We start from the raw sequence: 25,602 nt of genomic DNA on the forward strand, positions 1-25,602 counted from the left end.
TGCAAATCTACCGCGATTTCCAGAATTTGCGTAAATCCAGCGTATTAGGATACTCCGGATTGATCAATTCGATCGGGGTGTCGCTTTTCATTTCCTTCTTCGTTTCGGCCACAAACCTGGATACGCCCGCCTCAGTCTTCTCGATCACCGGCACCTCGCGGGTAGCCGACGGCGTGTGCCCGAATCCCTGGAAAAGGCTGATTTTGCGCGATTCGGCCTCGAAGCTATTGACGGGGTAAGTATCAAAACTGCGCCCGCCGGGGTGCGAAACGAAATAGGTACAACCGCCCAATATACGGTTATTCCAGGTATCCACAATATCAAAAACCAACGGCGCATCGGCCCCGATCGTCGGGTGCAATGCCGATGGCGGGTTCCAGGCCTTGTAGCGGATTCCGGAGACATAATCGCCCTTAATGCCCGCACTCCGCAACGGTACCCGGCAACCATTGCAGACCAGAATATGCCTTCCTTCCACAAATCCGCTCACTTTCACCTGCAATCTTTCCAGCGAAGAATCCACAAACCGCGCGGTACCAGCATTAGACAATTCTTCCCCCAAAACATGCCACGGCTCGATGCCCAAGCGAAGTTCCAATTGGATATTGTCAACAGTAATGCCACCATAATGCGGGAAACGGAACTCGAAGAACGGGTCGAACCACGAAATATCGAAGTTGTAGCCGGCCGCTTTCAGGTCATTCACCACATCCACCATATCGAGGTAGGCAAAATGCGGCAGCAGAAAACGATCGTGGAGCTCTGTCCCCCAGCGGATCAACTTATGTTTGTAAGGTTCTTTCCAGAACTTCGCGATGAGCGCGCGTATGAGCAGCGTCTGCACGAGGTTCATATGCTTGTGCGGCGGCATATCGAAAGCACGGAATTCGAGGATACCCAGCCGGCCCGTCGAAGAATCGGGAGAATAGAGTTTATCCATACAAAACTCCGAGCGGTGGGTATTTCCGGTAATATCTACGAGCAGGTTCCTGAAAATGCGGTCCACCATCCAGAACGGCACTTCGCCGTCTTCGGGAATCTGATCAAATGCGATTTCAACTTCGTAAAGTCGCTCGTCGCGTCCCTCATCGATACGGGGTGCCTGACTGGTAGGGCCAATGAACGGGCCTGCAAAAAGGTAGCTCAATGCGGGATGGTGCTGCCAGTAGGTCAGCAGGCTGCGTAAAAGGTCCGGACGGCGCAATATCGGGCTGTCGGCAGGCTTGGCACCGCCAATAGTTACGTGGTTGCCTCCACCGGTACCAGTATGCCGGCCATCGACCATGAATTTATCTGTCCCCAGGCGTGAGAAGAATGCTTCTTCGTACAATGCGCTGATGTTATCTACCAATTCCTGCCAGTTCTTCGCAGGATGGATATTCACCTCTATCACGCCGGGATCGGGCGTTACAATCAGTTTTTGTACGCGGTAATCCGATGGCGTCGGATAACCTTCAATACGCACCGGCATTTTTAGCTTTTCAGCGGTGGCTTCTATCGAAGCTATCAGGTCGAGGTAATGCTCGAGGTAATCGGTAGGCGGTAGGAAAACATAGACAATGCCGTCGCGTTCCTCCACACAAAGTGCCGTTTTGATCACCGGCACGTCGAAAAGCAGGCTATTTTGTAATTCTTCTTCTTTCTTTTTCTTTAAATCTTCTTCTGTATCAACCGGCTGGATATTCAAGGGCAATTGATAATCAGGCGCCACCGTACCATACCGTGCCTGCACGATCGGCTGATAATCGGCCAGTACGGGCAAGTCCTCGAACGGGCTGCGGTCCACTGGCTGTTCGCGCCGCTCCTTGGCGATTTCGGGCAAAGATTTCAACGGCAAGCGGTAACCCATCGCCGAATTACCGGGAATGAGGAAGCAGTTACCTCTGCGGAACTGCCAGGCTGTGCTCGTCCAATGCTTCCCATTTTCTTCCCATTTGACAGGTATCACGAATCCGGCGGGGTTATTCAAGCCCTTTTCCAGCAATTTCGCCAAAGTCCTGCGTTCTATGGAATCTTTCAGATTCACTTTCAACGGATCGACATTAACAGGAAGCTTGCCCTCTTCCAACGCCCAGTAAATGGGGTCTTCATAGGCTGGGGTAATGTTATTGGTGTCAATGCCGAGGTATTTGGTCAATTCGGCTGTAAAAATTTCCGCGTCCCGGAATGTGAATTTCGTTTCGCCTTCCTTGGCCACGAGATCGTCGTTCTTCCACATCGGAACGCCATCATTGCGCCAGTACAGTGCATATTGCCAACGTGGAAACTGCTCGCCCGGGTACCATTTCCCCTGACCAAAATGCAGCAATCCCCCGTGTGCAAAACGGTTTTTCAATCTCAATGACAGGTCATAAGCCAGCTGCCGCTTCAACGGCCCGTCGGCCGCAGTATTCCATTCGGCCGATTCGAAATCGTCGATGGAAATGAACGTAGGCTCGCCACCCATCGTGAGACGCACATCGTTTTCCTGCAAATCCTTTTCCACATCATAACCCACCTGCATTACCTGGGCCCATTGTTCCTCCGAGTAAGGCTTGGTTACACGCGGGTCTTCGTGAATGCGGAAAACCTTGTTGTCGAATTCAAAAGTAACTTCGGCCACATCCGTAGCGCCCGAAACCGGCGCGGCGCTGGCATAATCGGGCGTGCAGCAAAGCGGAATATGCCCCTCGCTGGCGAAAAGCCCGGAAGTTGGGTCGAGGCCGATCCATCCCGCGCCGGGCACATACGCCTCGGTCCACGCATGAAGGTCGGTAAAATCCGCCTCCGGCCCGGAAGGCCCGTCGAGCGACTTGATATCCGAAGTAAGCTGCACCAGGTAACCCGACACAAACCGTGCCGCAATACCCAAATGCCGCAAAATCTGCACCAGTAGCCACGCCGAGTCGCGGCACGAACCGCTTTGGATCGTGAGCGTCTGCTCGCAGGTCTGTACGCCTACCTCCATCCGGATATTGTAATGAATAGCCTTGTAAAGCTCCTGATTGAGGTAAACCAGAAAATCGACCGTCTTAATATCCTGCTGAATTTTCAGATTCCGGATAAAGTCCGTCAAAAGCGGCCCGTTCTCACGGGGTTCCAGGTATGGCCCGAGCTCTTTGCCTAATGTCGGTTCGTATTGAAACGGATATTTGTCGGCATAATCTTCCACAAAAAAATCGAATGGATTGATGACCTGCATCTTGGCGATCACCTCCACATCGATGCTCAACTCGGTCGTTTTTTCCGGAAAAACGACACGCGCCTGGTAATTTCCGAATGGGTCCTGCTGCCAGTTGATGAAATGATTTTCAGGCGTAATTTTCAGCGAATAGCCCTCTATCGGCGTACGCGAATGCGGCGCGGGCCGTAACCTGAAAATATGCGGTGAAAGCGAAACACTCCGGTCGAACTTATATCTTGTTTTATGCGAAATAGCAACTTTTATAGCCATAATAGGAGTATTACAATATAATTAGATAATTTGGCAAGCAGGGATTTATCAAATTCTAAACAAACGCTTTAAGCTTGTTTTTCAAAATATTAGGTTGAACTAAATCCAGAAAGCAGAATTTTATTTCTCGACACATTTACTTATCCAATGCAACGCTGTTAAATCCTTCCGCAAAGCTAACCAGTGTTACAAAGAACATACCGCTTTCTCTTTTCATTCAGCATTAATTAATCTGCACGGGTTGTTCAGGACAGATAATTCCTTAAAAGTTACGTAATTCGCCAAAATCCTTACGATACCATTAGTTAGTCCAAAAATGAAAATTGCTATCATCGGCTGCGGCAACATGGGCATGGCCTTCGCCCGCGCCTTCCTGAAATTCGACCTCGTCAAAAACCAGGATTTTTTACTGGTTGAAAAAAGCACCGACCGTCTCGACAGCCTCACAAGCTTCCAGCCGGGCGTGATCACGGGCATTATCGGCCCGCAGATCGGTGAATACGACCTGATCATCCTTTCGGTGAAGCCGCAGGACTTCCTTTCGGTTGCCGGGGCGCTGAAAGAAGTCATCAAACCCGGCCAGGTAGTATTGTCGATCATGGCCGGTGTGACGATCGAAGGCATTCAGAATGCATTGGACCATAAAGCGGTAATCCGGGCGATGCCCAATACCCCGGCCATGCTCGGAATGGGCATTACGGCTTACTCCGCGTCGCCCGAGGTAGATATACATCAGCTGCGTAAAATTGAAAACCTCATTAATGCAACCGGGCGGTCGGTCTTTTTGGAAGATGAGGACCAACTGAACGCAGTAACGGCATTGAGCGGCAGCGGTCCGGCCTACTTTTTTTATGTCGTGAAAGCGATGATCGAGGCAGGTAAGCAAATGGGTTTCGAAGAATCGGTGGCCGCATTGCTGGTGAAGCAAACGATGCTGGGATCTTACCATCTGATCAATACTGCTGATAAGTCGCTCGACGATCTGATCAAAGCGGTAGCGTCGAAAGGAGGCACCACCGAGGCCGCATTGCGCCAGTTCGAGGCCGGTGAACTGGACAAAACGCTTGAAAAAGGCATTTTCGCCGCGCAGGTACGATCGACGGAATTGTCGAAAGGATAACAAAGGCTCGTCAGCCTGAGCGCACCGGGCCGCCGGGGCGGTCGAAGGCCGGTACTGCAAACGGCCTTCGACTGCGCTGACGAGCAATTACATTAATCATCAAACATCGAAAAATATGGGAACGTCAGCCGATAAACTCGCCACTCTCGACATTGTATTAAACGGCCTTATGCGCCGCTACAAGGAGCGTGTGCCGGACGTGCGCACAATCCTCGACGCGATGGTAAGCGACGGCATCGTCAAAAGCACCGCCGACATCGAAAACGACCATATTGCATTTCGCACGATGGGCGTGCCGCAACTGGGTGTGAAGTCTTTTGAAAAGATATTCCTGCATTATGGCTACGAAAAGCGCGACCATTATTTTTTCGAAGGCAAAAAACTCGATGCCTGGTGGTATAGCCCGCCGCGCGAAACAGACCCGCGCATTTTCGTGAGCGAGCTCCGCGTAGGCGACCTTTCCGAAGAAAGCCAGCGCATCATCCTCAGCTACACCGACGAGGTCGCCACAGACCCGGTCGACTCCCTCGATCTCGACAATGGGGAAGCGGTGGACGCATTCCTGCACCAGCCATTGTGGCGCACACCTATCGTCGCCGATTACCAGTCATTGCTCAAAGAAAGTGAATACGCTGCCTGGGTAATTTACAACCGCTATTACCTCAACCATTTCACCATCAGCGTCCATAACCTGCCCGAAGGATACAATACTGTCGCCGCATTCAACGATTTTCTAGAAAAACACGGTATTAAACTGAATACTTCCGGTGGTAAAATAAAGGTGAGCCCGGACGGCGGCCTGCTACAAAGCTCCACCGTGGCCGAAATGCTGGACGCAGAGTTTGCAAACGGCGAAAAGCTGCGCATTTCCGGATCTTATGTGGAGTTTGCGGAGCGGAAGGTTTTGCCGTGGTTTACGAATCTGCCAGCAGGTGAAATCCAAAGAAAGCACCGACGCGATGGTTTTGAGGCGGGGAATGCGGATAAGATTTTTGAGAGTACCTATACGACGCAGACGGGACGGAATTAGGTAAGGCTTGAATGTTGAAAGAGGACGTCCGGGCAGAAATCGAGCGGCGCTGATATGATCTCCCCGTCGTAGTCGATCATTTCTGTCAATCCATCCCAGTAAATTGTCCGTCCGTCGGTCCGCGTCTGCGCGAAAGTATCTTTGTCGAGAATTTTTCGGAAAATACTTTCTTCCTTGTCGGCATACCCTTGCAAAAAATTGCCGAAATCAATCGATCTAACGACTCTATCAGTCCAGAGTGCCTTTGTGTGAAAAATTAAACGCTATTTACTCATTAACAAGGAAATGCACAATCCTAAGTGCGTTCCCCTCACTCTTCTCATTCTTTTCAGTCGAAATCGTCAAATGCAGCTTATGCTTACCCGCTGATAACTCGTCGCTTAGCATCAGGTACCACGGCAAGTGCAACTGGTTACTCCAAGGTGTGTAAGTATCGAGCGTCTGAGGCTTTTTGCCGTCGATCGTGTAAGTGATCTTTCCCGCATCCGGGCCCGAAATGATGGCGATACCCACTCCACGGCCTTTGAATTCGAAATCCAATGACGAACCGGCGGCTTCTGTGGTGAGCATCGGCACATCAACGAATCCCTCACGGGTGGAGAATTTCGTTTTGGGTTTCCAGTCGGGATCGAGGGTGAAACCTTTCAGGTTTTTGGCTTCTTCCAGCTTATGATAACTGCCTTTGTCGTAGCTGAACCGGTCCATCGGCATCGGTAGTTTAACTTCGCCGGTCGCCGGCGATTCCATTTTCAGCATTTCTTTGATTGTCTGCGCGTAGACTTCCTGGCCATACGGCGACGGGTGCAGGTCTTTGAAATCATATTTCCAGCTGAATTCGCCAGCCTTGATGCGCTCGTACACCTCCTTGGCGAGGTTAATGTAAACCGCGCCATAGTGTTTCGCCACCCGCTCATGGACGCCTACCTCCACTGGCTCTTTGCCCGCCTCATAATCGTCATTCTTTTTCGGCTCGGCAAAGGCCATCATTACGACATTCGCTTTGGGATTAGCAGCATACATTTGCCTTAAAATACCATCCAATGCCCTAATCTGTGCCTTTTCGCTAAACCCATTGCCCCGGTCGTTGACCGCCGCTTCGACGAAAAGCAGATCGGGCGTCCCCTTCGCAAACACATCCTGGCTGAAACGCATCGAATGCGGCGTGCTGCCGAGTGATGGTATGCCGGCGGCTATGAATGTGAACTCGGTGTCGGGGAAATGCTCCTGTAAATATTGCGACGTCTTGTTACGCCAGCCAGGGTTGTGGGTGATGGAGCCTCCCAGGAAGGCGACGGTGCCCTTTTTTGCGGTTCTGAACTTTTCAAATGCATTGCCCAGGCCCTTATTCAAAGTAATGTAAGGCGTGTGAAGCAGTGGTTTTTGAACAGGTACGCTATGTTCTTCGATGAAATTCGCAAAGAATTCGGGATGCTCGATCGGGAAATGGTGGCCTTCGAGCGTCTGCTCGCCCCGCGTCATCGGGTACACGCTCACAGGTCCGCCTGCTGCGAGGTAATTTTTGACTAACAAGTCGGTATTCTCGGCTACGGGCGCGTGCTCGTCTTTTAAACCTACGACGTGGACAATCGGCACTTTGAAAGCCGCCAGCCCGCCCAGGTCGTTCAATGGAATGTCGGTGAAGTTAGCAGCTTGCTCTTCGCTTATGTTGAAGATTTGTTTCCACGCTTCCCAGTCTTTAGGCGAGCCTTTGCCGTTTCCCCTGCCGCCCGGCCAGCTTTTCGGATCGGCTACGGGCGCCTCCGCGTAAATGCAGCTTACCTTATCGGGGTTACGCTTTGCCCAGCCGTAAACGTACAACCCGCCGCGGCTTACGCCTTCCAGCGCGACTTTGGGAGCAAAATGCTTTTCCTTCACGAGGTAATCGTAGAATGCGTCCCAAACCTGCATCGCTTTGGGATGCGCGAACATGTCGTTGGTATTGACGTAGGCGACATGGAAACCGCGTGAGAGCAGAATACTGTCCATATCCGTGTGCCATGTGGGGAAATGTGCCCTCCACACCCAAGGATTGCCTTCAATCGCTTTTTGTGGTTTTACATACCACGCATTCCGGTCCTGAAATGTGAATTCGACTTTCTCAAAACCCTTCCACTGGGTCGTTTTTTCGGGGGTTTGGGCTGAAATATAGGGTACCGACAGCAGTAAAACCGCGAGCCAGAGTAATGCGAAGCTTTTCGTTTTCATAGTTTTCAAAAGCAATAAACCGGCTCGTTTTACCGGGAGGTCCATCTGCTTTGGTATGATATTTTAAACATCTACCCTGAAACAATCTTGAAAAGACTTATGGATAAGATCGAAAAGTTTAAGACCATGGAGAAAATCCTGCGCGAGATCGAGGATTTGAAGAACAGCGAGACTGCCGTGATCAAGAAGATTGGTCAGATTGAAACAGAAAACATGAACGTCAACGTCCAGAACCTCGATAAATCACTGAACGAGATCTACGACGGTGTTTATAAAAATCTTCAGAATGTGGAAAACCTCCAGAACGATTTCACCGAAACTGTGGCCGACTTCAAGGATAAGAACAAGATCACTGATGAGATGTTAATGGAACTACGAGAATAAATTACCCCTATATCATCAGACTAAAAACCACAAAAAGCTCCGATTCGTATGAATTGGAGCTTTTTGGTTATGGGGAGTAAAGGGAGGATGGAGGAAGGGGAGGATGAAGGAAGATGACAGTCCCTTCCTCCCTTTCTTCCCCTTCCTCCTTTCCTCCCTTCTATCGTAACTTCAAAGTCGCCAGTGTCAAAATCGCGAGGATAATGCCTACAATCCAGAACCGCGTTACAATTTTGGCTTCGTGAATGCCTTTTTTCTGATAATGGTGGTGCAGCGGCGACATCAGGAATATCCTTCGCCCTTCACCATATTTCCTTTTAGTGTATTTAAAATAGCTGACCTGTAATATCACGGACGCGTTTTCGACGATAAAAATACCGCACATAACCGGGATCAGCCATTCTTTGCGGATCGCCAGCGCCACTACCGCGATGACCCCGCCGAGCATCAAACTCCCTGTATCGCCCATAAACACCTGCGCCGGGTACGCATTGTACCATAAAAACCCGACACAAGCCCCTATGAATGCCGCACAGAATATTACCAACTCGCCTGAGTTGGGGATATACATGATGTTCAGGTATTGCGAAAACTTGGTGTTACCCGACAAATAGGCCAGCACACCCAGCGTGAGCGCGATAATGCCCGACACACCGGCGGCAAGGCCGTCGATACCGTCGGTAATGTTGGCGCCATTGGAAATGGCGGTGATGATAAAAATCGCGATGATCGTGTAGATTACCCAGGTGTATTCCTCTGGCAACCAACCGAAAAGCAGCGTCTTATAATCAAATTCATTGTTTTTGATAAATGGAATGGTAGTAACCGTCGGGTGTATAATGTCGCGATACCGTTGTACCTCCCCGAGGCCCGAACTCAGCACCGGCTGATCGTACACCCTGATTTTCACATTGTTGTTGAAAGAAAGGGTAATACCAACAATCAGTCCCAGGCCTACCTGGCCCACAATCTTGAATCGGCCGGCCAATCCATCCTTATTATTCTTGAATTTCTTCAGATAATCATCCAGAAACCCGATTCCGCCCGTCCAAAGGGCTGTGATAAGCAGCAAAACAATGTAGACATTGCTTAGCTTCGCAAACAGCAACACCGGGATCAGCAGCGAGGCCAGGATAATGAAACCACCCATGGTAGGCGTTCCCGCCTTCTCCATTTGCCCTGCAAGCCCCAGGTCGCGGATCGATTCGCCCATTTGCTTTCTCCGAAGCAGGTTAATGATAGACTTTCCGTATGCGGCCGCAATGAAAAGTGACAAAACCGTCGCACCCAATGCCCTGAACGAGATGTACTGGAATACCCCGGCCCCGGGGATGTTGAATTGTTTGTCTAAATATTCGAAGAGATAATAGAGCATGAAAAAGCTTGTTGGGATGACGGCTGCAAAATTGGTTTTTTTAATAGACTACGCCAAAAGCATGCTGACTTTTAATTGCCGGCGCGCTTCGCGAACACTTCCATCAGCACTTCCTTGTCGTCGAAATGGTGTTTTACTCCCTTCACATCCTGGTAATTTTCATGTCCTTTGCCCGCGATCAGTATAATGTCGCCCGGCGCCGCTTCGAGCCCCGCTTTCAGAATTGCCTCATGACGGTCTTCGATCACGGTTGTTTTTTTGTAATCCAATGGCGGTACGCCTTTACGCATCTGGTCGAGAATGTCTATCGGCTCCTCGAAACGCGGGTTGTCCGACGTCAGGATCACGCGGTTACTGTACCGGCAGGCGATTTCGGCCATTTTAGGGCGCTTTTCGGCATCGCGGTTACCTCCGCAGCCTACCACCGTCACCACCTGCTCATTCCCCTGCCGTAAATGCGTGATCGTTTCAAGCACATTTTCGAGCGCGTCGGGTGTGTGTGCGTAGTCCACAATCCCCACGATGTGGTCCGCCGAATGGAACTGTTCGAAGCGGCCCGGAGGGCTTTTCAGGTTGGAAAGTTCGGTTAAAACTCCCTCTTCTTTTTCACCTAAAAGCACCGCTGCTCCATATACTGCAAGCAAATTATAGGCATTGAAACGGCCGATCACACGGAACCAGACTTCCTGGTTGTTGATCTCCATGTGCATGCCCGCGAGCGTATCCGAGATAATCTTGCCTTTGAAAGTTGCGAGCGTTTGCAGCGAATAGGTTTCAATACGCGCTTTGGTATTTTGCACCATCACCGATCCGCGGCGGTCGTCGACATTCACCAATGCGAATGCGGACTTGGGCAATGCATCGAAAAAGCCCTTTTTGGCCTTGATATAATTATCGAAAGTCTTGTGGAAATCGAGGTGATCGTGGGTAATGTTGGTAAAAATACCCCCCGCGAAATGCAGGCCGGTAATGCGGTGCTGCGCCACCGAATGTGAGCTTACCTCCATAAACACGTGACTGCAATTGCTGGTGGCCATTTGCGCGAGCAATGCATTCAACGCGACCGCGTCGGGCGTGGTGTGGGTGGAAGGGATTACGTCGTCCTCGATCTGGTTCTGGACCGTCGACAGCAAGCCGCAGCGATAGCCAAGCGCCCGGAACAACTGGAAAAGGAAAGTAGCCACCGACGTTTTGCCGTTGGTACCGGTAACACCCACTAGTTTTACTCTTTTGGAAGGATGCCCGTAGAATGCGGCGGCGATCAGGCCCATTGCACCGGCCGAATCTTCTACTTCAATATAGGTAACATCTTCCCTTACGTTTTCTGGCAACTCTTCACATAAAATAGCGATTGCCCCCAGCCCTGCGGCAGTTTCAATAAACTGATGACCATCCACCTGGGTGCCGCGTAACGCGACGAAGAGGCTTCCCGGCAACACTTTTCTGGAATCCAGAATGATATTCTTGACCTTAACGTCGGCATAACCATGGATAATGGCTCCTTTAACTTCGCCGAGCAGGCTGCTCAAAACTTGATCGTTTTCCATGAAGGATTATTGTAATGTAAGCAGGATCGTCTTGCTTCCCGATTTGTTGGCGCCCGGCGGCAGCGATTGTTCCACCACCTTGCCCGAGCCTTTGAATGTTACCCTGAAACCCTTGTTTTCCATCAAATACAAGGCATCTCGCATCGACATCCCTTGCAGGTCGGGCACATCGCGTGATTCAACATCGCGTGGGTTCCATTTGGTTTTACCCTTTTTGTAAAGCGACGCCGCCGCGTACCCGCTTTCTCCCGGCGCCGGCGTCATGTTCAATGACTTGCTGATCACGTTAAGGTCCTCAGTAATGCCTGCCCATTTCACGTCCTCCGATTTTTCAGGAACTGAATCCCTTACCGGCTTCTGAATGGCCACGTCGTAAGCGTAAATGCGGTCGGCAACCTCTTTGAAAACCGGGGCCGCCACACTTCCGGCATAGCGGGTGTAATCCGCGCCGGTGCTTTTCGGATTATCGATGATTACGATGCAGCTGTACTTGGGTTTATCAGCCGGGAAATAGCCTGCAAACGAGGTGTAGTTTTTGCCTTCCGTATAAACCCCGTCGATGAGCTTCCGTGCGGTGCCGGTTTTCCCGGCAATCTGGTATAAATCGCTTTTGATATGTTTGGCTAAACCGGCATTTACCACACCTTCCAGCATTTTCTTCACTTTCCGGATAGTTTCGGGCGAGCAAATCGGCTTATCCTCCACGTATGGAGGGATTTTGTCTTCGATCTCCTCCGCATTCCGGATCTCCCGCACGATCATCGGGCGCACCCAGTAACCATTGTTCGCAACTGCATTATAAAATGCGAGTGTCTGCAAAGGCGTCATTTGCATTTCATAGCCATGCGCCATGAAATACATCGAATAGCTACTCCATTGCTTCGATTTTCGGTCGCGGATCAATGGCGGTTTCTCCCCCTTCATGTGAATGCCCGTCGGCTGGTTCAAGTGGAACTGTTTCAGGTATTGGAGGTATTTGTCGGGCTTGTTGGCAAAATATCGCTGCATGAGCTGCACAATGCCGATATTGGATGATTTCTCCAAAACCTGCGAAGCGGTAATGGTACCGAATCCGCCCCGGTGTGCGTCGCGGATCACATGGTTGCGGAACTTCATCGCGCCATTACCGGTATTGACCATCACCTGGTCGGGGTCCATTTGCGTTTCTTCCAGCAAAGCCATCATCGTGGCGAGCTTGAATGTAGAGCCCGGGTCGTTGCTACCCGCCAGGGCGTAATTAAAAACTTCTTCGTACTTGCCGGGGCCGCGCTTGGTAAGGTTCGCCATAGCCTTGATCTCGCCCGTAGCTACTTCCATGATGATCACCGAACCGAAGTCTGCGTCCATTTCGAGGAGCTTCCGGCGCAATGCGATCTCGGTACGCTCCTGGTAATTCATATCCAGCGTCGTATAAATATCTCTTCCGGCCGCAGGTTGTACGTTCAATGCGTCGCCAACCGGAATTTTTAGCCCGCCTTCCACTTTTTCCACCCAACCAATACCGGGCCTTCCTTCCAATTGCTTGTCGAAACTGGCTTCCAGACCGATGTAGCCCCGGCCGCTTTTCGGATCGATGCCGCCGATCGTGCGGTCGGCCATCGGGCTGAACGGCTTGTAGCGTTTGTAGATCGTCTCGAATTTACCGCCGCCGCCTTTTCGGTTTTTGGCAAAAAACGGCCATTTTTTGAGCCGCTCACGTTCCAAATGTGTGATCTCCTTGCTTTTCAGACGCAGGTAACGCTTGCTTTTGCTCACGCGGTAGCGCATGATCTTGCTTTTGTAGCCTTCGGCCGTGTTTTCCTTGAAGTTTTTGGCTAGAAGCGATGCCAGCTCGTCGATGTGGTCATAGAAATAGGACGAGTCGGCGACTTTTGTATCAAAACCTACATAGTAATAGGGTAATGAGGTGGCCAAAAGGCTGTTATCACTGGCATATATATTGCCGCGCATGGCCGGGATCGTATCCAGTTTCAGATCATTCTTTTCCGAATATTCGGCCCAGGTTTTTCCTTTGAAGGTATCGTAATACTGAACCCGTATCAGCTTCACGAAAACCATGATCGCCAATACGAACAGTAACCAACCGACCAAACGGGCCCGGTTGATCAGCGCTTTTTTGTTGTTCTGACCGCTTTCGACTTCGTTTCTCATGAGGCGCGGCTATTCTTCGTCTTCTTTTAAAATGATTTTCTTGGGCGGGGTAAGATTTTCGACCAATCCTTCGGCCTGCACTTTTTCGACCACCACCGATTGCTTCCCGGCCCGCTCATACTCCGCATGGATGGAAGTATATTCCGCCTTCAGGTCATCGACTTCCTTTTTAAGCTTAATGCTTTTCCGCACATAATCTTCCGACTGGAACCCGATCCGCTCGTAAGCTACGAGCAATATGATCACCCAGCCGAAATAGTAAAAATATTTGACCGGCAGACGTTCTTCCTGCCCGGGCAACTTCTCGCCGAAAACCTTATCGAGCGGCAAAAACCTGTTCAGCCAGTTGAATAGGGAGTATTCTCGCTTCCGTTTTGGCGGTTTTGGCGGAATTGGTTTGGGTTTTCTTCTATTCTCTGCCATGTTTCGGGGTGTTTCAAATTACGCCTTTTCCGCAATCCGCAATTTGGCGCTCCGGGCGCGCGGATTCACGGCTACCTCTTCCGCAGTCGCTTCGATGGGTTTACGTGTCACGCTTTTCAGCGGCTTGATCTCGTTCCCATAAAAGTCCTTTTCGACCTCTCCGTAAAACTTCCCTTTCTGAATATAATTTTTCACCAGCCTGTCTTCCAGCGAATGGTACGACATCACCACAAGCCTCCCATCAGGCGCGAGCACTTCGGGTACCTGCGTGAGAAACTCTTCCAATACCGCCAATTCGTCATTCACCTCGATCCGCAATGCCTGGAACACCTGCGCGAAATACTTATTCTCGCGGTGCTTCGGCGCGTAGCGCATAAGAATACCTTTCAGATCATTAACGGTTTCGATTTGCGAATTGTATCGGGCTGCGATGATTGCCTCCGCGGCAGTGCGGGCGTTGGTAACTTCTCCGTACATCCCCAGAATGCGTTGCAATTCCGCTGCCGAACGTGTTTTGAGCACCTCACGGGCCGTTTTTTCGATATTCGGGTTCATGCGCATGTCCAGGTCGGCGTCAAAACGGGTAGAAAACCCCCGCTCGGGCGTGTTGATCTGGTGCGACGAAACGCCCAGATCGGCCAGGATGCCGTTCACCTGCGGCGCTTTATTGAGTTTCAAATACCGTTTGAGGTGCCTGAAATTGGCCGGGATGAATGTAAACCGGTCGTCGTCCTTGAATTCCAGCGCATTGGCTACGGCGTCCGGGTCCTGATCGAACACCAGCAGCCGGCCAGTCGTAAGTTTTTCCAGAATGGCCCTGGAATGCCCGCCGCCACCGAAAGTAACGTCGACATAAATGCCATCAGGCTGTATTTGAAGGCCTTCCAGACACTCGGACAACATGACGGGAACGTGGTAGGTACTAGGCGAATCCATTTGTTAAAAGCAATGTACTGAGGAACTATTTCCGGCAAAGCGGCAGTTACAAACTTAGTAATTTTCAAGCGTAGGAATCACGCCCGCGCGGGGAATTAATTTCAGCACCACACATCGTATTAAACACCAGCAAATTGAATATGAGACTCCTGTTATTGTTTGGAATACTTTCATTTTTTATCCTGTCCATCAATTCCAATGCATTCGCTGACACTCCCGTAAAGTCGGGCATCTGGCGCGCGACGTTGAGCCGGGATAAGCAGAAACTGCCCCTGATACTTGATATTTCGCAAAACCCGGACGGCAAAACGCTCACTGTGCATATCATTAACGGAACGGAAAAGCTCAAAATGGACAGCAGCTATTTCCAGAACGACTCACTCGTGATCCCCATGATGATGTTCGACGCCAAGATCGTCGCCAAATCGACCGGCGATGAATTGAAAGGCACCTACTATCGCTATGCCAACGGAGCGGTGTCAGGTTCATTGCCTTTCGAAGCGGAGCAGGGGGAAAATTATAAGTTTTTCAAGAAAGGCGAGGCCAGAAGTAGCCGCAATGTGAGCGGTAAATGGGCCACTACATTTAAAAACCCCGCAACCGGCGACGAAACTATTGCCGTTGGGAACTTCACGCAGCAGGGTACCGACGTAACCGGCTCGTTTTTGACCCCAACCGGTGATTACCGCTTCCTGACAGGCAGTGTAAATGGCGACAGCCTCTTTTTGTCCACTTTCGACGGTTCTTTCGCTATGCTTTTCAAAGCAGGTTTCCAGCCCGATGGCTCATTGAAAGGCAACCAGTGGTCGGGCGTAAAGGCATTTAAAACCTGGACTGCGAAACCCGATGCAAACGCCAAGCTGCCCGATGCTACCAAAATGACATTCCTTAAACCAGGCTTTGAAAGCGTCGACTTCTCATTACAAGACACCAAAGGCAAAACCTGGTCATTGCAAGACCCACGTTTTGCAGGCAAGCCCGTCATTATCCAGATTATGGGCTCGTGGTGCCCGAACTGTATGGATGAGACCAATTACCTCGCTCCGTGGTACAAAAAGAACAAAAACCGTGGCGTCGAGATCGTTGGACTCTCATTCGAGCGGAACGACAAGCCGGAGATCGCAAACCCTAAAATCGACCGGATGGTAAGCCGCTTTGGAATTGACTACCCGGTGGTACTTGCCGGCACCAGCTCCGACGCTTCCACTGCAAAGGCGTTGCCGATGCTGAACAAGGTGATGTCCTACCCGACTACCATTTTTATCGACAAGCACGGTAAAGTCCGGGAGATCCACACCGGTTTCAACGGCCCCGGCACCGGCCATTATTACGACGAGTTCGTGACCGACTTCAATACCTTAATGGACAAGCTGATCAGCGAGAAATAATTGCAAAAAGAGATAGAAACACACCGTCACCTTCCGGGGCGGTGTGTTTTTTATTGGCCACAAATTAGTATGCTTGCATAATACTCATCACATTGCTTACATTTGTGATAGGGGCATTCCTGATACCAATAGCTTTTGAAACGATGCGTAAGGAAAAAACAATTGATTTCCAGATTAAGTGGGCGTGGCATTCCATTTCGAGGATGTACAATGCCTATGCCGCCCGTTTTGACACGACAATGGCCGTCGGGTATGTCCTGCTGAATATCGACATCGAACACGGCACGCCGGCTACAAAAATAGCGCCATTACTTGGCATGGAGCCGCGCAGCCTTGTGCGGATGCTCAAAAATCTCGAAGAAAAAGGCCTGATCCGCCGGGAAGTGAGTAAAGACGACAAGCGTTTCGTCCGCATTGTGCTGACCGAGCTTGGCAAAGAAAAACGCGAACTCGCACGCGAGGGTGTGATTTCGTTTAATACAATGGTCCGCGACAAAATACCGCTCGATAAGCTGGTCGTGTTTTTTGATGTCATTAAAGATATAAACCGATTGGTGGAGGAAGAAAACCAGAAGCTCAAAGCCGGGGAAATCGCCGGGGACCTGGAATAATCATCAATCAAATCCTGAAAACCAACCTTAGTAGAAATGAATCGTTCCATTCGTAAAGTAGCTGTTCTTGGTTCAGGCATTATGGGCTCGCGCATTGCTTGTCATTTTGCCAATATAAGTGTAGAAGTGCTCCTGCTCGACATTGTACCGAAAGACCTCAACGATGCCGAAAAGGCCAAAGGCATTACCACCGATCACCCTGCATTTCGCAACCGGATCGTGAATGATTCGTTCCAGGCTACGCTCAAAGCGACGCCGGCGTCGTTGTACAGTCCCGCGTTCGCGTCGCGGATCAAACTCGGCAATTTCGACGACAACCTGGCCGATATCAAAAATTACGATTGGGTAATAGAGGTCGTGGTTGAAAGGCTGGATATTAAAAGAAGCCTTTACGAGAAGGTGGACGCGCTCCGCAAGCCCGGCACGCTGATAACTTCCAACACTTCGGGTATCCCGATCCATTTAATGGCCGAGGGCCGGAGCGAGGATTTCCGCAAAAATTTCGCCGGAACGCACTTCTTCAACCCGCCGCGCTACCTGCGCCTGCTGGAAATCATTCCTACTGCCGATACCGACCAGGGCGTAGTCGATTTCCTGATGCATTACGGCGAATTGTTTTTGGGTAAAACCACGGTGCTCTGCAAGGACACGCCGGGCTTTATTGCCAACAGGCTCGGCATTTACGCATTGATACAAACCATCCGCGTGGCCGAAGAAATGGGACTCACGGTGGATGAAGTAGATAAACTGACCGGCCCCGTAGCCGGACGCCCGAAATCAGGCACTTACCGCCTTTCGGATGTGGTAGGGCTCGATACCACGGTGCATGTGGCGAACAATTTGTATGCTTCCGGAGAAGGCAAAGATGAGTCCCGCGATGCATTTGTGTTGCCCGAAATCATGCAAAAGCTGTTTGACAATAAATGGCTGGGCGATAAGACGGGTCAGGGTTTTTATAAAAAAATCAAAGACGAGAAAGGCAAGTCGGTGATTCTGGCGCTGGATTTCAAAACGCTGGAATATGTCCCGTCCGGCAAAGTGAAATTCGAAACGTTGGAAGGTACCAAAGCCATTAGCGACGTGTACAAACGTTTCGGCGCGCTGGTAGCAGGGAAGGACAAAGCCGGTGATTTTTACAGAAAAACATTTGCCGATGTCTTCAAATACGCCACATTCCGCATTCCTGAGATTTCGGACGAAATATTCCGGATCGACCAGGCGATTACGGCAGGTTTTGGCTGGCAATATGGCCTTTTCGAAACCTGGGATGCCATTGGTGTTAAAAACATGCTGGCGATCATGGAATCGCTGGATCTGAAACCAGCCGAATGGGTGTATGAAATGCTGGCAGGCGGAAATGAGGCTTTTTATAAGGTAGAGAATGGCAAGCGGTTGTATTATGATATTCCTTCCAAATCTTACAAGCGTATCCCGGGGCAGGACAGCTTCATTTTACTCAGCAATTTATCCAACAATATTCTCTGGAAAAACGCCGGCGCAAACCTCTACGACATTGGCGATGGCATTCTGAACCTCGAATTCAAATCGAAAATGAATACGATGGGCGCGGAGGTAATCGAGGGCATACAAAAAGGTATCAGCATTGCGGAGAAGGATTTTCGCGGACTGGTGATCGGCAATGAGGCCGCAGAGGCATTTTCTGCCGGGGCTAACCTGGCGATGTTGTTCATGTACGCCATTGAGCAGGAGTTCGATGAGATTAACCTCGTTATTTCGCAGTTCCAGCAAACCATGATGCGGGCTCGGTATTCGTCGATTCCGGTGGTGGTGGCGCCTCATACCCTCGCGCTCGGGGGCGGCTGCGAGCTCACATTACATGCGGATAAAGTGGTTGCGCATGCGGAAACCTATATTGGGTTAGTTGAATTTGGCGTAGGATTGATCCCAGCCGGCGGCGGTACCAAGGAAATGGCACTGCGCTGCTCGGACATGTACCAGGCGGGTGATCCGGAGCTGAACATTTTGCAGAATGCATTCATGAATATCGCGCAGGCGAAGGTATCCACATCCGCGCATGAGGCGAAAGCGATGAATTATCTGCAAGAAAAAGACCAGATCGTACTGAACCGGTCCCGGTTAATCGCGGAAGCAAAACAGGCGGCGGTTGACCTGGCTGAAAATGGCTATACCCAGCCCAAGCCGCGTTTCGACATTAAAGTACAGGGCAAAACAGGCATTGCATTGTTTCTGGCAGGCATTACCCAAATGCGCCTTGCCAATTACATCAGCGACCACGATGCTAAAATCGCAGGTAAACTGGCATATGTGATCAATGGCGGTGATTTGAGCTATCCGCAACTGGTTTCGGAACAATACCTGATCGACCTCGAACGGGAAGCATTTCTTTCGCTATGCGGCGAGAAAAAGACGCTGGAAAGAATGCAGGGGCTTTTGAACGGCGGAAAACCACCCAGAAACTGATCGGGAATTATTGTTTCACCAAATTATGTTTCATCTTTACGCTTGCTGACCCAAAAGTACATTGATCAACAATGATTTCGAAAAAAGCTAAATACGCTCTGAAGGCCCTCAAAGTTCTGGCGGAACAATATGGAAAGGGACCGGTACTGATCTCTTATATCGCTGAAAAAGAGAAGATTCCGAAAAAATTTCTCGAAGCGATCCTGCTCGACCTCCGAAATAACGGCGTGCTTCAAAGCCAGAAGGGCAAAGGCGGCGGCTACCTGTTGCGCGTCCCGCCTGCGGAAGTAAACTTTTCCAAGGTGCTGCGGATTATCGACGGCCCTATTGCACCCGCGCTTTGCGTTTCGATGTTTTTCTATGGCAAATGCGATGATTGCAAGGATGAAGAGACTTGCAGCCTGCGTACTGTGCTGGAAAGATGGAGAGATGCCAACCTCGCGGTACTGGACAAAACGACGCTGAGTGATCTGTTGCAGGCCGAAAGCACCGCCTCGACCGACATTCTATCGTAGAGTCGCCGCCCGGGGAACCGCCATGCGATCGTTGCGAACATACAACCGCACATCGTCGTATTCGCCGAGCAAAGTGTAATGATTACGGATATATTGATTCAACTCAGGGTAGCTTTCGATGCCCTGAGTTTTTTTGTCCTGTACCCAATGGCTGTTCTTGCCAACGGCGTCCAGCACAAATGCAGGCTGCGTCCGCCCGAGGTCCGATAGGTAGCGCTTGCGATAAGTATCGCGCATCGGATGCTCGAAAATCGAGCGCTCTGAGTGATTTTCAGCGGTGCCTTGCGCCAGTTGCGCCTCTACATAATAGGAACAGTTCCAGCCCCATACCACCATATAATCGCTTTCCTTCCTCCTTTTCAGGATTTCAGTCACTACCGGGCTCTCCTGCAACCTGGTCTTGCCCACAGAGTCGAAGGCATTCAGCCGCCGCTCTTTTACAAAATGGAGCGCATCGTAGCCGCCAAACCAGAGCATTATCACTGCCGGAAATGCAAACGACCAGGTTTCAACTGCCGACAGCCCGTAAGCAGCCAGTAATGTCCAGGGAATAATGCAGAAATTAAGATAATGTATAAAATCATTGCCCGACTTGGTAACCGCGTAAATGCTGGCCAGAATCAGAAGGATAATCGTAAACGGCACATGGAAATCCATTTTACCAGGCAGGTGGAGCCTTACTATCCTGACCAGTCCAATGACCATCGGAACTATTAAGGCCAGACTGAAAAACTGAAAGTCGGTGGATAATGCGATGATTTTGAAGAACTGCGAAGGAATGTCCAGAAAGCCCGCTCCACCTGCATAAATGGCATTGCCCAGCAGGTAAAAATCGATAAAATCGTCGAACACACCGAAGAACAGTGTGAATGCGAGAAAAAACAGTGGTATGGTGAGTCCGCCGAGGATCAATGCAATGGCAGATTTCCATTCATTATACCGCTGAAAACGCTGGAAAACGATCCGAAACGCCGACAATACGAGCACCGCGACGAGCGGTATGGCTTGCAGCTTACCGAACGGTACGGCTCCCGCTGCCAAACCCAGAAAATAGAGCCCGGACGTTGCCGGTGCCATTTTAGGATCGAGGCGCGAAAGTTGCCAGACGCAGTAGGCAAGCAGCAACACCGGAAGCTGCTCGCTCGAATAATGCACAAAATCGATTTCCTGCGTGAATGCCACGAAAAGCAGTGGTACAATGGAAATGCGCCGGGCGATAGCTGTTCCGAACCAGTTTTTAATGGAAGAAAAAAGCAAAAGCCATGCGCCAGCTACACATAGCAGCCCCATAAAGCGGGCAGAGCTGTAATCGAGCTGAAAACCAAATAATTTTGGAATAACAAGCAGATAATTGTCAAGGGGGCCTATCGTGGTCCCATCCACCGACCGCCAGTAAACCGGATCCTGAAAAAGTGTGATCGCGTGACTGAGCATCTGGCTCTCGTCCTGGTTGAGCTCGCGGTTGAAAACGATCACCGGCAAGCGCATGAACACGATCAGTATGACGCCCGTCAGCAGGTACGTGCGGGTCGATACTGATTTGTATTGTGAAGCAAGAATGACAAAACCCGCCAATAAGTAGCCTATAAGCCAGTATACAGGAGGAGAATTATCAAAACTGATCATACGACTAGCTAAAAGACTCTACTTTCTCGACGAAATCGCGGTAATGAACGGCGGGGATAAAATGTTGCTGCGAGCGATATTGCAGCACCATAAACACCAGAAATAGCGAAATCAGGAAAGATTGCAGCATGAGGATCATCAGTGTGCTGCCTAATGTCGACGCCCACCCTGGCGTTGCATTCCCGATTAGTTTCAGGAAAAGAATGAAGAATATGAAAGCAATGGCGATGCCCGACATGAATATCGAGAATATCAGGATACGGACCGCTGTGGTATCGACCATCACCGAAATAGCGCTCAAACCGTGCAATACCAGCGAAACGAAGTTCATTTTGCTCTCTCCCGCGAGCCTTTTAGCGCGGTTCGTGAGTACCGAATCGTAGGGTATCCGCGATTTGATAATGCCTCCCGGATAGTTGTTCCAGATTTCAGACACGCGTACCAGGTTTTGCAAACGGCTTTGTGGTACAAGGCTGAAATTCCCGAAAGTAATCACCTTGCCTGTGAGCAGTTTGAAAATGTATTTGTAAATCACATAAAAGGACCGGAACAAAATGCCTTCGGTGCGCTTGTTACGCTCTGCAAAGATAATTTTACCGGGCTCCTCGATCGATCTGGCTGCCAACTTATTAATGTCCGCCGGTGCATCTTCTCCATCCGCGTCCATCACAATCACCTTGTCGGTCTGCATATGTTCCGCTGCGTACGACAATCCGATCGCAATCGCTTTTTGGTGTCCGAGGTTACGGTATAGCCGCAACACTTTCAGCTCCTTGCCGCCAAACGCAGCAAATGGCTCGGTTCGCAGGCGGGAGGAGCAGTCGTCCACGATGAGCAGCGTAGTATTTTGAAGGATCGGGGTATCTAAATCCGCATTAATCTTTTCTATCAGCAGATTCAGCGCCTCCCAGTCATTGAATTGGGGTATAATAATGACGTAATTTTCTGGCATGGGAGAGAGTTACGAAAGCCTCCGGGAGGTTATTCCGGAGGCTTTAGATGTAATTTATACCGTTTTTACTCCTAGTCGGGAAGAGATCCCGTCGTGGATTTGCGTGAGCGTTTCCGTCAGGCCGTATTCCCAGTTCCAATCCGGGTAATGCGACTTGAATTTCGAAAGGTCGCTTACATACCAGATGTGGTCACCAATGCGGTTGGTTTCCGAATAAGAGTAAGAAAGTTTGTTTCCGGTAATCTGCTCACACAATGCGATGGCTTCGAGCATCGAGCAGTTAGCAAAACGGCCACCGCCGGCGTTGTAAACTTCGCCCGGGCGCGGGTTTTGGTAATAATGCCAGAACATGTTCACCAGGTCGTGGCTGTGGATATTATCGCGAACCTGCTTGCCTTTGTAACCGAAAATCGTGTAATGTGTTCCGGTAATGGCACATTTCATCAGGTAAGCCAGGAAGCCGTGCAACTGCGCACCGGAGTGGTTAGGGCCTGTAAGGCATCCTCCGCGGAAAACAGCCGTTTTCATACCGAAATAGCGGCCATATTCCTGCACCATAATGTCGGCAGCGACTTTGGAAGCCCCGAAAATCGAGTGTTTCGTATGATCGATGCTGTGGCTTTCGTCGATACCGTTTTCGAAATACGGGTGGTTCTCGTCGATTTCCCAGCGGGTTTCTAGCTCTACCAATGGCAGGTAATTGGGGTTATCCCCGTAAACCTTGTTGGTAGAAGTGAAAATGAACACTGCCTCGGGTGCGTGCAAGCGGGTCATTTCCAGCATATTCAATGTACCAACCGCATTCACGCCGAAGTCGGTGAACGGCTCGCGAGCCGCCCAGTCGTGGCTTGGCTGCGCTGCCGCGTGGACGATCATTTTGATGTCCGTTCCGTACTCTTTGAAAATGGGTTCGAGCTGGCTCACCTCGCGAATGTCCGCCGAATAGTGTTTATAGTTGCCAAACGCCTCTTCGATACGGTTCCGGTTCCATTCGGTATTTCCGTCCGCGCCGAAGAAGTATTGGCGAAGGTTATTATCGACTCCGATGACCAGATCAAACTTGCCAGCCAAAAAAGCAACCGATTCACTTCCAATTAGTCCGGCAGAGCCGGTGACCAAAGCTATGTTCATGTTTTGAATACTTTTTAATCGCTTATTTCTTTCTAAAAATTTGGCTTCGCCCTGCCTCGAATACGTAAAGTAAATTAAAAATGTTCAATCGTCACAACTTCACTTAGTCAATGGGCAGAATCCAGAAGGATAATACGCGTAACCCGATATTAAAATTGTTCAATAACAGAGAAAACGGCGCAAAAAAAAGATATCCCCATTTCGTGGGGATATCTCGTATATTTTCTCAATGAATGGTCGCTATTCTTTTACCAGCGAGCTAGGAATTTTACCACCGTAAAGTTTCGCACGGATATCGTTTACGCGGGCATCCAGCTCAGGCTTCGCATCATACTTGAATGACATCTGACGTGGCAGGGAATCAGGGCTTACGCCATATACCCACTCGTTACCGGCATTCACGTCTTTCTGGTCCTTGCGGTTGAACCGTTGGTATTCGCAAGAAGAAAGAAGCACCACACACGCAACAAAAGCAACTATTTTATTGAATTTCATTTCTTTGATCGTTCATAGTATTGTGCGCAAAAATAGCCGCCAATTTCATAACCACCAAATTGCGGGCCGTTGAAATATTATTTTTTTAATTCGGCCAGTTCATCCCGTACAAACTGCATCAGCTCAGCAATATGCCGCTCCGAGAAATCGAACGGAATGTTGGCCGCCTGGTAAATTTCGCCGATGGTAGCGGTATAGCCCAATTTCAACGCGTCCAGGTAGCCTTTCAGGCCTTTCGCCGGATCCTGGCGGTAGTTTTTCCAAACACCGATCGCCCCGAGCTGCGCGATACCGTATTCAATATAATAGAACGGCACTTCATAAATGTGCAACTGGCGCTGCCACAAGTACTTTTTGAAGTTTTCCAATCCCGACCAGTCCATGACCGAATCCGTAAATTCCTCGTAAATGCCCGTCCACGCCTCGGTGCGCTGCTCCGGTGTGTGCTGCGGGTTTTCGTACATCCAATGCTGGAACTTATCCACCGTCGCCACCCAGGGGAGCGTTTCGATGATCGATTCCAGGTGCGTGATCTTGGCGCGTTTCAAATCTTCTTCATTTTCAAAGAACTCATCCCAGAAATCCATCGTGATCAGCTCCATCGACATGGAGGCCAGTTCCGCCACTTCCGAAGGCGTGTGCTTGAACGAATTCAGCGTCAGGTCGCGCGTCACGAGCGAATGTACCGCGTGCCCACCCTCGTGCAGGAGCGTAACCATGTCGCGCAGGTTCGAAGTCGCGTTCATGAAGATAAACGGTACACCGATTTCGTCGAGCGGATAGTTATAACCACCCGGCGCCTTGCCCTTCCGTGATTCCAGGTCGAGGTGCTTCATGGTTTTCATAATGCGCAGGCAATCGCCCAGGAACGGATCCAGGCGTGAGAAAGCACGGATTGTTTTGTCCAAAAGCTCTTCGCCCGTTTCAAATGGCTTCAAAGGCGCCAATCCTTTGGGATCAACCTTCGTATCCCACGGACGGAGCTCGCTTACCTGCAATGCAGCTTTCCGTTCCGCTGCCATTTCATTCAAAATAGGCACAACCGCCTTTTTCACCGAGCCGTGAAAATTGAAACAGTCCTGCGGGGTGTAATCGAAACGGCCCATTGCCGCAAACATATAATCGCGGTAGTTGCTGAAACCGGCATTACGGCCTACGGTATCGCGCAGGGCGACGAGTTTGTTCAGCAGATCGTCCAGCTTGCCGTGATCTTCATAACGGCGTCCGCTAATGGCACGCCAGGCCTCCTCCCGCACATTGCGGTCGGTAGACTGCAGGCGGTCGGCGGCACGCTGCAATGTCATCTCCTCGCCATCGAGCGTGACGGTCATAGCACCGGCGATAGCGCCATATTTGCGCTCTTCGGTCTGCATTTCGGTGATTACCGGGATATTTTCTTCACGGAAAATCTCGATCGCCTTTTTCATGCCCCGCAACGTGACTGTGAAACCGGGCTCGGTCAGCTCGCCGAGGAACGGGTTCTCGACAATTTTCTTATCGAGCGCATTGCCATATTCCGCCAGTTTCGGCTGGATTTCCGTGATAAAAAATTGCAATGCATTGATCAGGCCGGTATTGGCTGTATCGCAAGTTTGGCGGATGTAGCGCCATGCAAAATTTTCGGAGAGGTAGGATTCAATCTCGCTGCGGTCGGAGAACCACTGTTTCAAATCTTCCAACGAGTTGATTTCCCTGTTTTTCAAATTTTCGAAGAAAGGCTGAACATCATCCCATTTCTTCAAATCAAATTCTTCGCCAATAAAAGGCCGCTTCGCCCGGCTCGGTATATGAAGTGTTTTCTGATTGGACATATAAAAGGTACTTTGTTAAAAACTCAA

Annotated in this window: 20 protein-coding genes; 7 read left to right on the forward strand and 13 right to left on the reverse strand. The window is 50.3% G+C overall.

Going from position 1 to position 25,602, the window contains the following annotated elements:
• Positions 1–7 precede the first annotated feature (7 nt).
• On the reverse strand, positions 8–3,433 hold the full coding sequence (locus tag ACTJJJ_RS26900; protein WP_426292278.1) for a DUF2126 domain-containing protein: 3,426 nt from the start codon (positions 3,431–3,433) through the stop codon (positions 8–10).
• 316 nt (positions 3,434–3,749) lie between these two features.
• Here ACTJJJ_RS26900 and proC point away from each other — a divergent pair, with 316 nt between their 5' ends.
• Positions 3,750–4,553, forward strand: a complete 804-nt coding sequence (proC, locus tag ACTJJJ_RS26905; protein ID WP_188938565.1) for a pyrroline-5-carboxylate reductase — start codon at positions 3,750–3,752, stop codon at positions 4,551–4,553.
• Positions 4,554–4,668: 115 nt separating this feature from the next.
• Positions 4,669–5,583: a DUF1338 domain-containing protein gene (locus tag ACTJJJ_RS26910; RefSeq protein WP_440703575.1), complete on the forward strand. Its 915-nt coding sequence runs from the start codon at positions 4,669–4,671 to the stop codon at positions 5,581–5,583.
• Here the strand turns inward: ACTJJJ_RS26910 and ACTJJJ_RS26915 are convergent.
• Together ACTJJJ_RS26915 and ACTJJJ_RS26920 are read right to left on the reverse strand one after the other, a co-directional pair.
• Positions 5,580–5,777, reverse strand: coding sequence for a hypothetical protein (locus tag ACTJJJ_RS26915; RefSeq protein ID WP_440703576.1), 198 nt, complete (start codon positions 5,775–5,777; stop codon positions 5,580–5,582). The two genes, ACTJJJ_RS26910 and ACTJJJ_RS26915, sit on opposite strands and share 4 nt — an antisense overlap.
• A 73-nt stretch (positions 5,778–5,850) precedes the next feature.
• Complete coding sequence (locus ACTJJJ_RS26920; protein ID WP_440703577.1) at positions 5,851–7,788, reverse strand: GDSL-type esterase/lipase family protein; 1,938 nt, start codon at positions 7,786–7,788, stop codon at positions 5,851–5,853.
• Between the two features lie 99 nt (positions 7,789–7,887).
• Here ACTJJJ_RS26920 and ACTJJJ_RS26925 point away from each other — a divergent pair, with 99 nt between their 5' ends.
• Positions 7,888–8,172 (forward strand): hypothetical protein, encoded by a 285-nt coding sequence (locus ACTJJJ_RS26925; protein ID WP_188938569.1) that lies wholly within the window; start codon positions 7,888–7,890, stop codon positions 8,170–8,172.
• Positions 8,173–8,332: 160 nt separating this feature from the next.
• Here ACTJJJ_RS26925 and mraY read toward each other — a convergent pair whose 3' ends face one another.
• The 5 genes from mraY to rsmH form a co-directional block, all read right to left on the reverse strand.
• Positions 8,333–9,547 carry a phospho-N-acetylmuramoyl-pentapeptide-transferase gene (mraY, locus tag ACTJJJ_RS26930; protein ID WP_188938570.1) on the reverse strand — a complete coding sequence of 405 codons (1,215 nt, stop codon included), beginning with the start codon at positions 9,545–9,547 and terminating at the stop codon, positions 8,333–8,335.
• A 71-nt stretch (positions 9,548–9,618) separates the two neighbouring features.
• Positions 9,619–11,094: a UDP-N-acetylmuramoyl-L-alanyl-D-glutamate--2,6-diaminopimelate ligase gene (locus ACTJJJ_RS26935; protein WP_440703578.1), complete on the reverse strand. Its 1,476-nt coding sequence runs from the start codon at positions 11,092–11,094 to the stop codon at positions 9,619–9,621.
• Positions 11,095–11,100: 6 nt separating this feature from the next.
• On the reverse strand, positions 11,101–13,245 hold the full coding sequence (locus ACTJJJ_RS26940; RefSeq protein ID WP_188938572.1) for a penicillin-binding protein: 2,145 nt from the start codon (positions 13,243–13,245) through the stop codon (positions 11,101–11,103).
• 9 nt (positions 13,246–13,254) lie between these two features.
• Positions 13,255–13,668, reverse strand: a complete 414-nt coding sequence (locus ACTJJJ_RS26945; RefSeq protein ID WP_188938573.1) for an FtsL-like putative cell division protein — start codon at positions 13,666–13,668, stop codon at positions 13,255–13,257.
• Positions 13,669–13,686: 18 nt separating this feature from the next.
• Positions 13,687–14,604 (reverse strand): 16S rRNA (cytosine(1402)-N(4))-methyltransferase RsmH, encoded by a 918-nt coding sequence (rsmH, locus tag ACTJJJ_RS26950; RefSeq protein ID WP_426292283.1) that lies wholly within the window; start codon positions 14,602–14,604, stop codon positions 13,687–13,689.
• A gap of 140 nt (positions 14,605–14,744) precedes the next feature.
• On the opposite strand from rsmH, the gene ACTJJJ_RS26955 reads away from it, so the two are divergent.
• The 4 genes from ACTJJJ_RS26955 (at position 14,745) to ACTJJJ_RS26970 (ending at position 19,560) form a co-directional block, all read left to right on the forward strand.
• Positions 14,745–15,992: a TlpA disulfide reductase family protein gene (locus ACTJJJ_RS26955; RefSeq protein ID WP_440703579.1), complete on the forward strand. Its 1,248-nt coding sequence runs from the start codon at positions 14,745–14,747 to the stop codon at positions 15,990–15,992.
• 143 nt (positions 15,993–16,135) lie between these two features.
• Complete coding sequence (locus tag ACTJJJ_RS26960; protein WP_188938575.1) at positions 16,136–16,603, forward strand: MarR family winged helix-turn-helix transcriptional regulator; 468 nt, start codon at positions 16,136–16,138, stop codon at positions 16,601–16,603.
• A gap of 36 nt (positions 16,604–16,639) precedes the next feature.
• Positions 16,640–19,045, forward strand: coding sequence for a 3-hydroxyacyl-CoA dehydrogenase/enoyl-CoA hydratase family protein (locus tag ACTJJJ_RS26965; protein ID WP_440703580.1), 2,406 nt, complete (start codon positions 16,640–16,642; stop codon positions 19,043–19,045).
• Positions 19,046–19,116: 71 nt separating this feature from the next.
• Complete coding sequence (locus ACTJJJ_RS26970) at positions 19,117–19,560, forward strand: RrF2 family transcriptional regulator (protein WP_188938577.1); 444 nt, start codon at positions 19,117–19,119, stop codon at positions 19,558–19,560.
• Here ACTJJJ_RS26970 and ACTJJJ_RS26975 read toward each other — a convergent pair.
• The 5 genes from ACTJJJ_RS26975 to ACTJJJ_RS26995 form a co-directional block, all read right to left on the reverse strand.
• Complete coding sequence (locus ACTJJJ_RS26975) at positions 19,552–21,186, reverse strand: hypothetical protein (protein WP_440703581.1); 1,635 nt, start codon at positions 21,184–21,186, stop codon at positions 19,552–19,554. The two genes, ACTJJJ_RS26970 and ACTJJJ_RS26975, sit on opposite strands and share 9 nt — an antisense overlap.
• 4 nt (positions 21,187–21,190) lie before the next feature.
• Complete coding sequence (locus ACTJJJ_RS26980) at positions 21,191–22,138, reverse strand: glycosyltransferase (protein WP_188938579.1); 948 nt, start codon at positions 22,136–22,138, stop codon at positions 21,191–21,193.
• Positions 22,139–22,192: 54 nt separating this feature from the next.
• On the reverse strand, positions 22,193–23,269 hold the full coding sequence (locus ACTJJJ_RS26985; RefSeq protein WP_188938580.1) for an NAD-dependent epimerase/dehydratase family protein: 1,077 nt from the start codon (positions 23,267–23,269) through the stop codon (positions 22,193–22,195).
• Positions 23,270–23,509: 240 nt separating this feature from the next.
• Positions 23,510–23,764 (reverse strand): hypothetical protein, encoded by a 255-nt coding sequence (locus ACTJJJ_RS26990; protein ID WP_188938581.1) that lies wholly within the window; start codon positions 23,762–23,764, stop codon positions 23,510–23,512.
• A gap of 77 nt (positions 23,765–23,841) precedes the next feature.
• Complete coding sequence (locus ACTJJJ_RS26995) at positions 23,842–25,575, reverse strand: M3 family oligoendopeptidase (RefSeq protein ID WP_440703582.1); 1,734 nt, start codon at positions 25,573–25,575, stop codon at positions 23,842–23,844.
• Positions 25,576–25,602: the final 27 nt, after the last annotated feature.

It is taken from the genome of Dyadobacter sp. 22481, assembly GCF_052044875.1.
Classification (GTDB): domain Bacteria; phylum Bacteroidota; class Bacteroidia; order Cytophagales; family Spirosomataceae; genus Dyadobacter; species Dyadobacter endophyticus.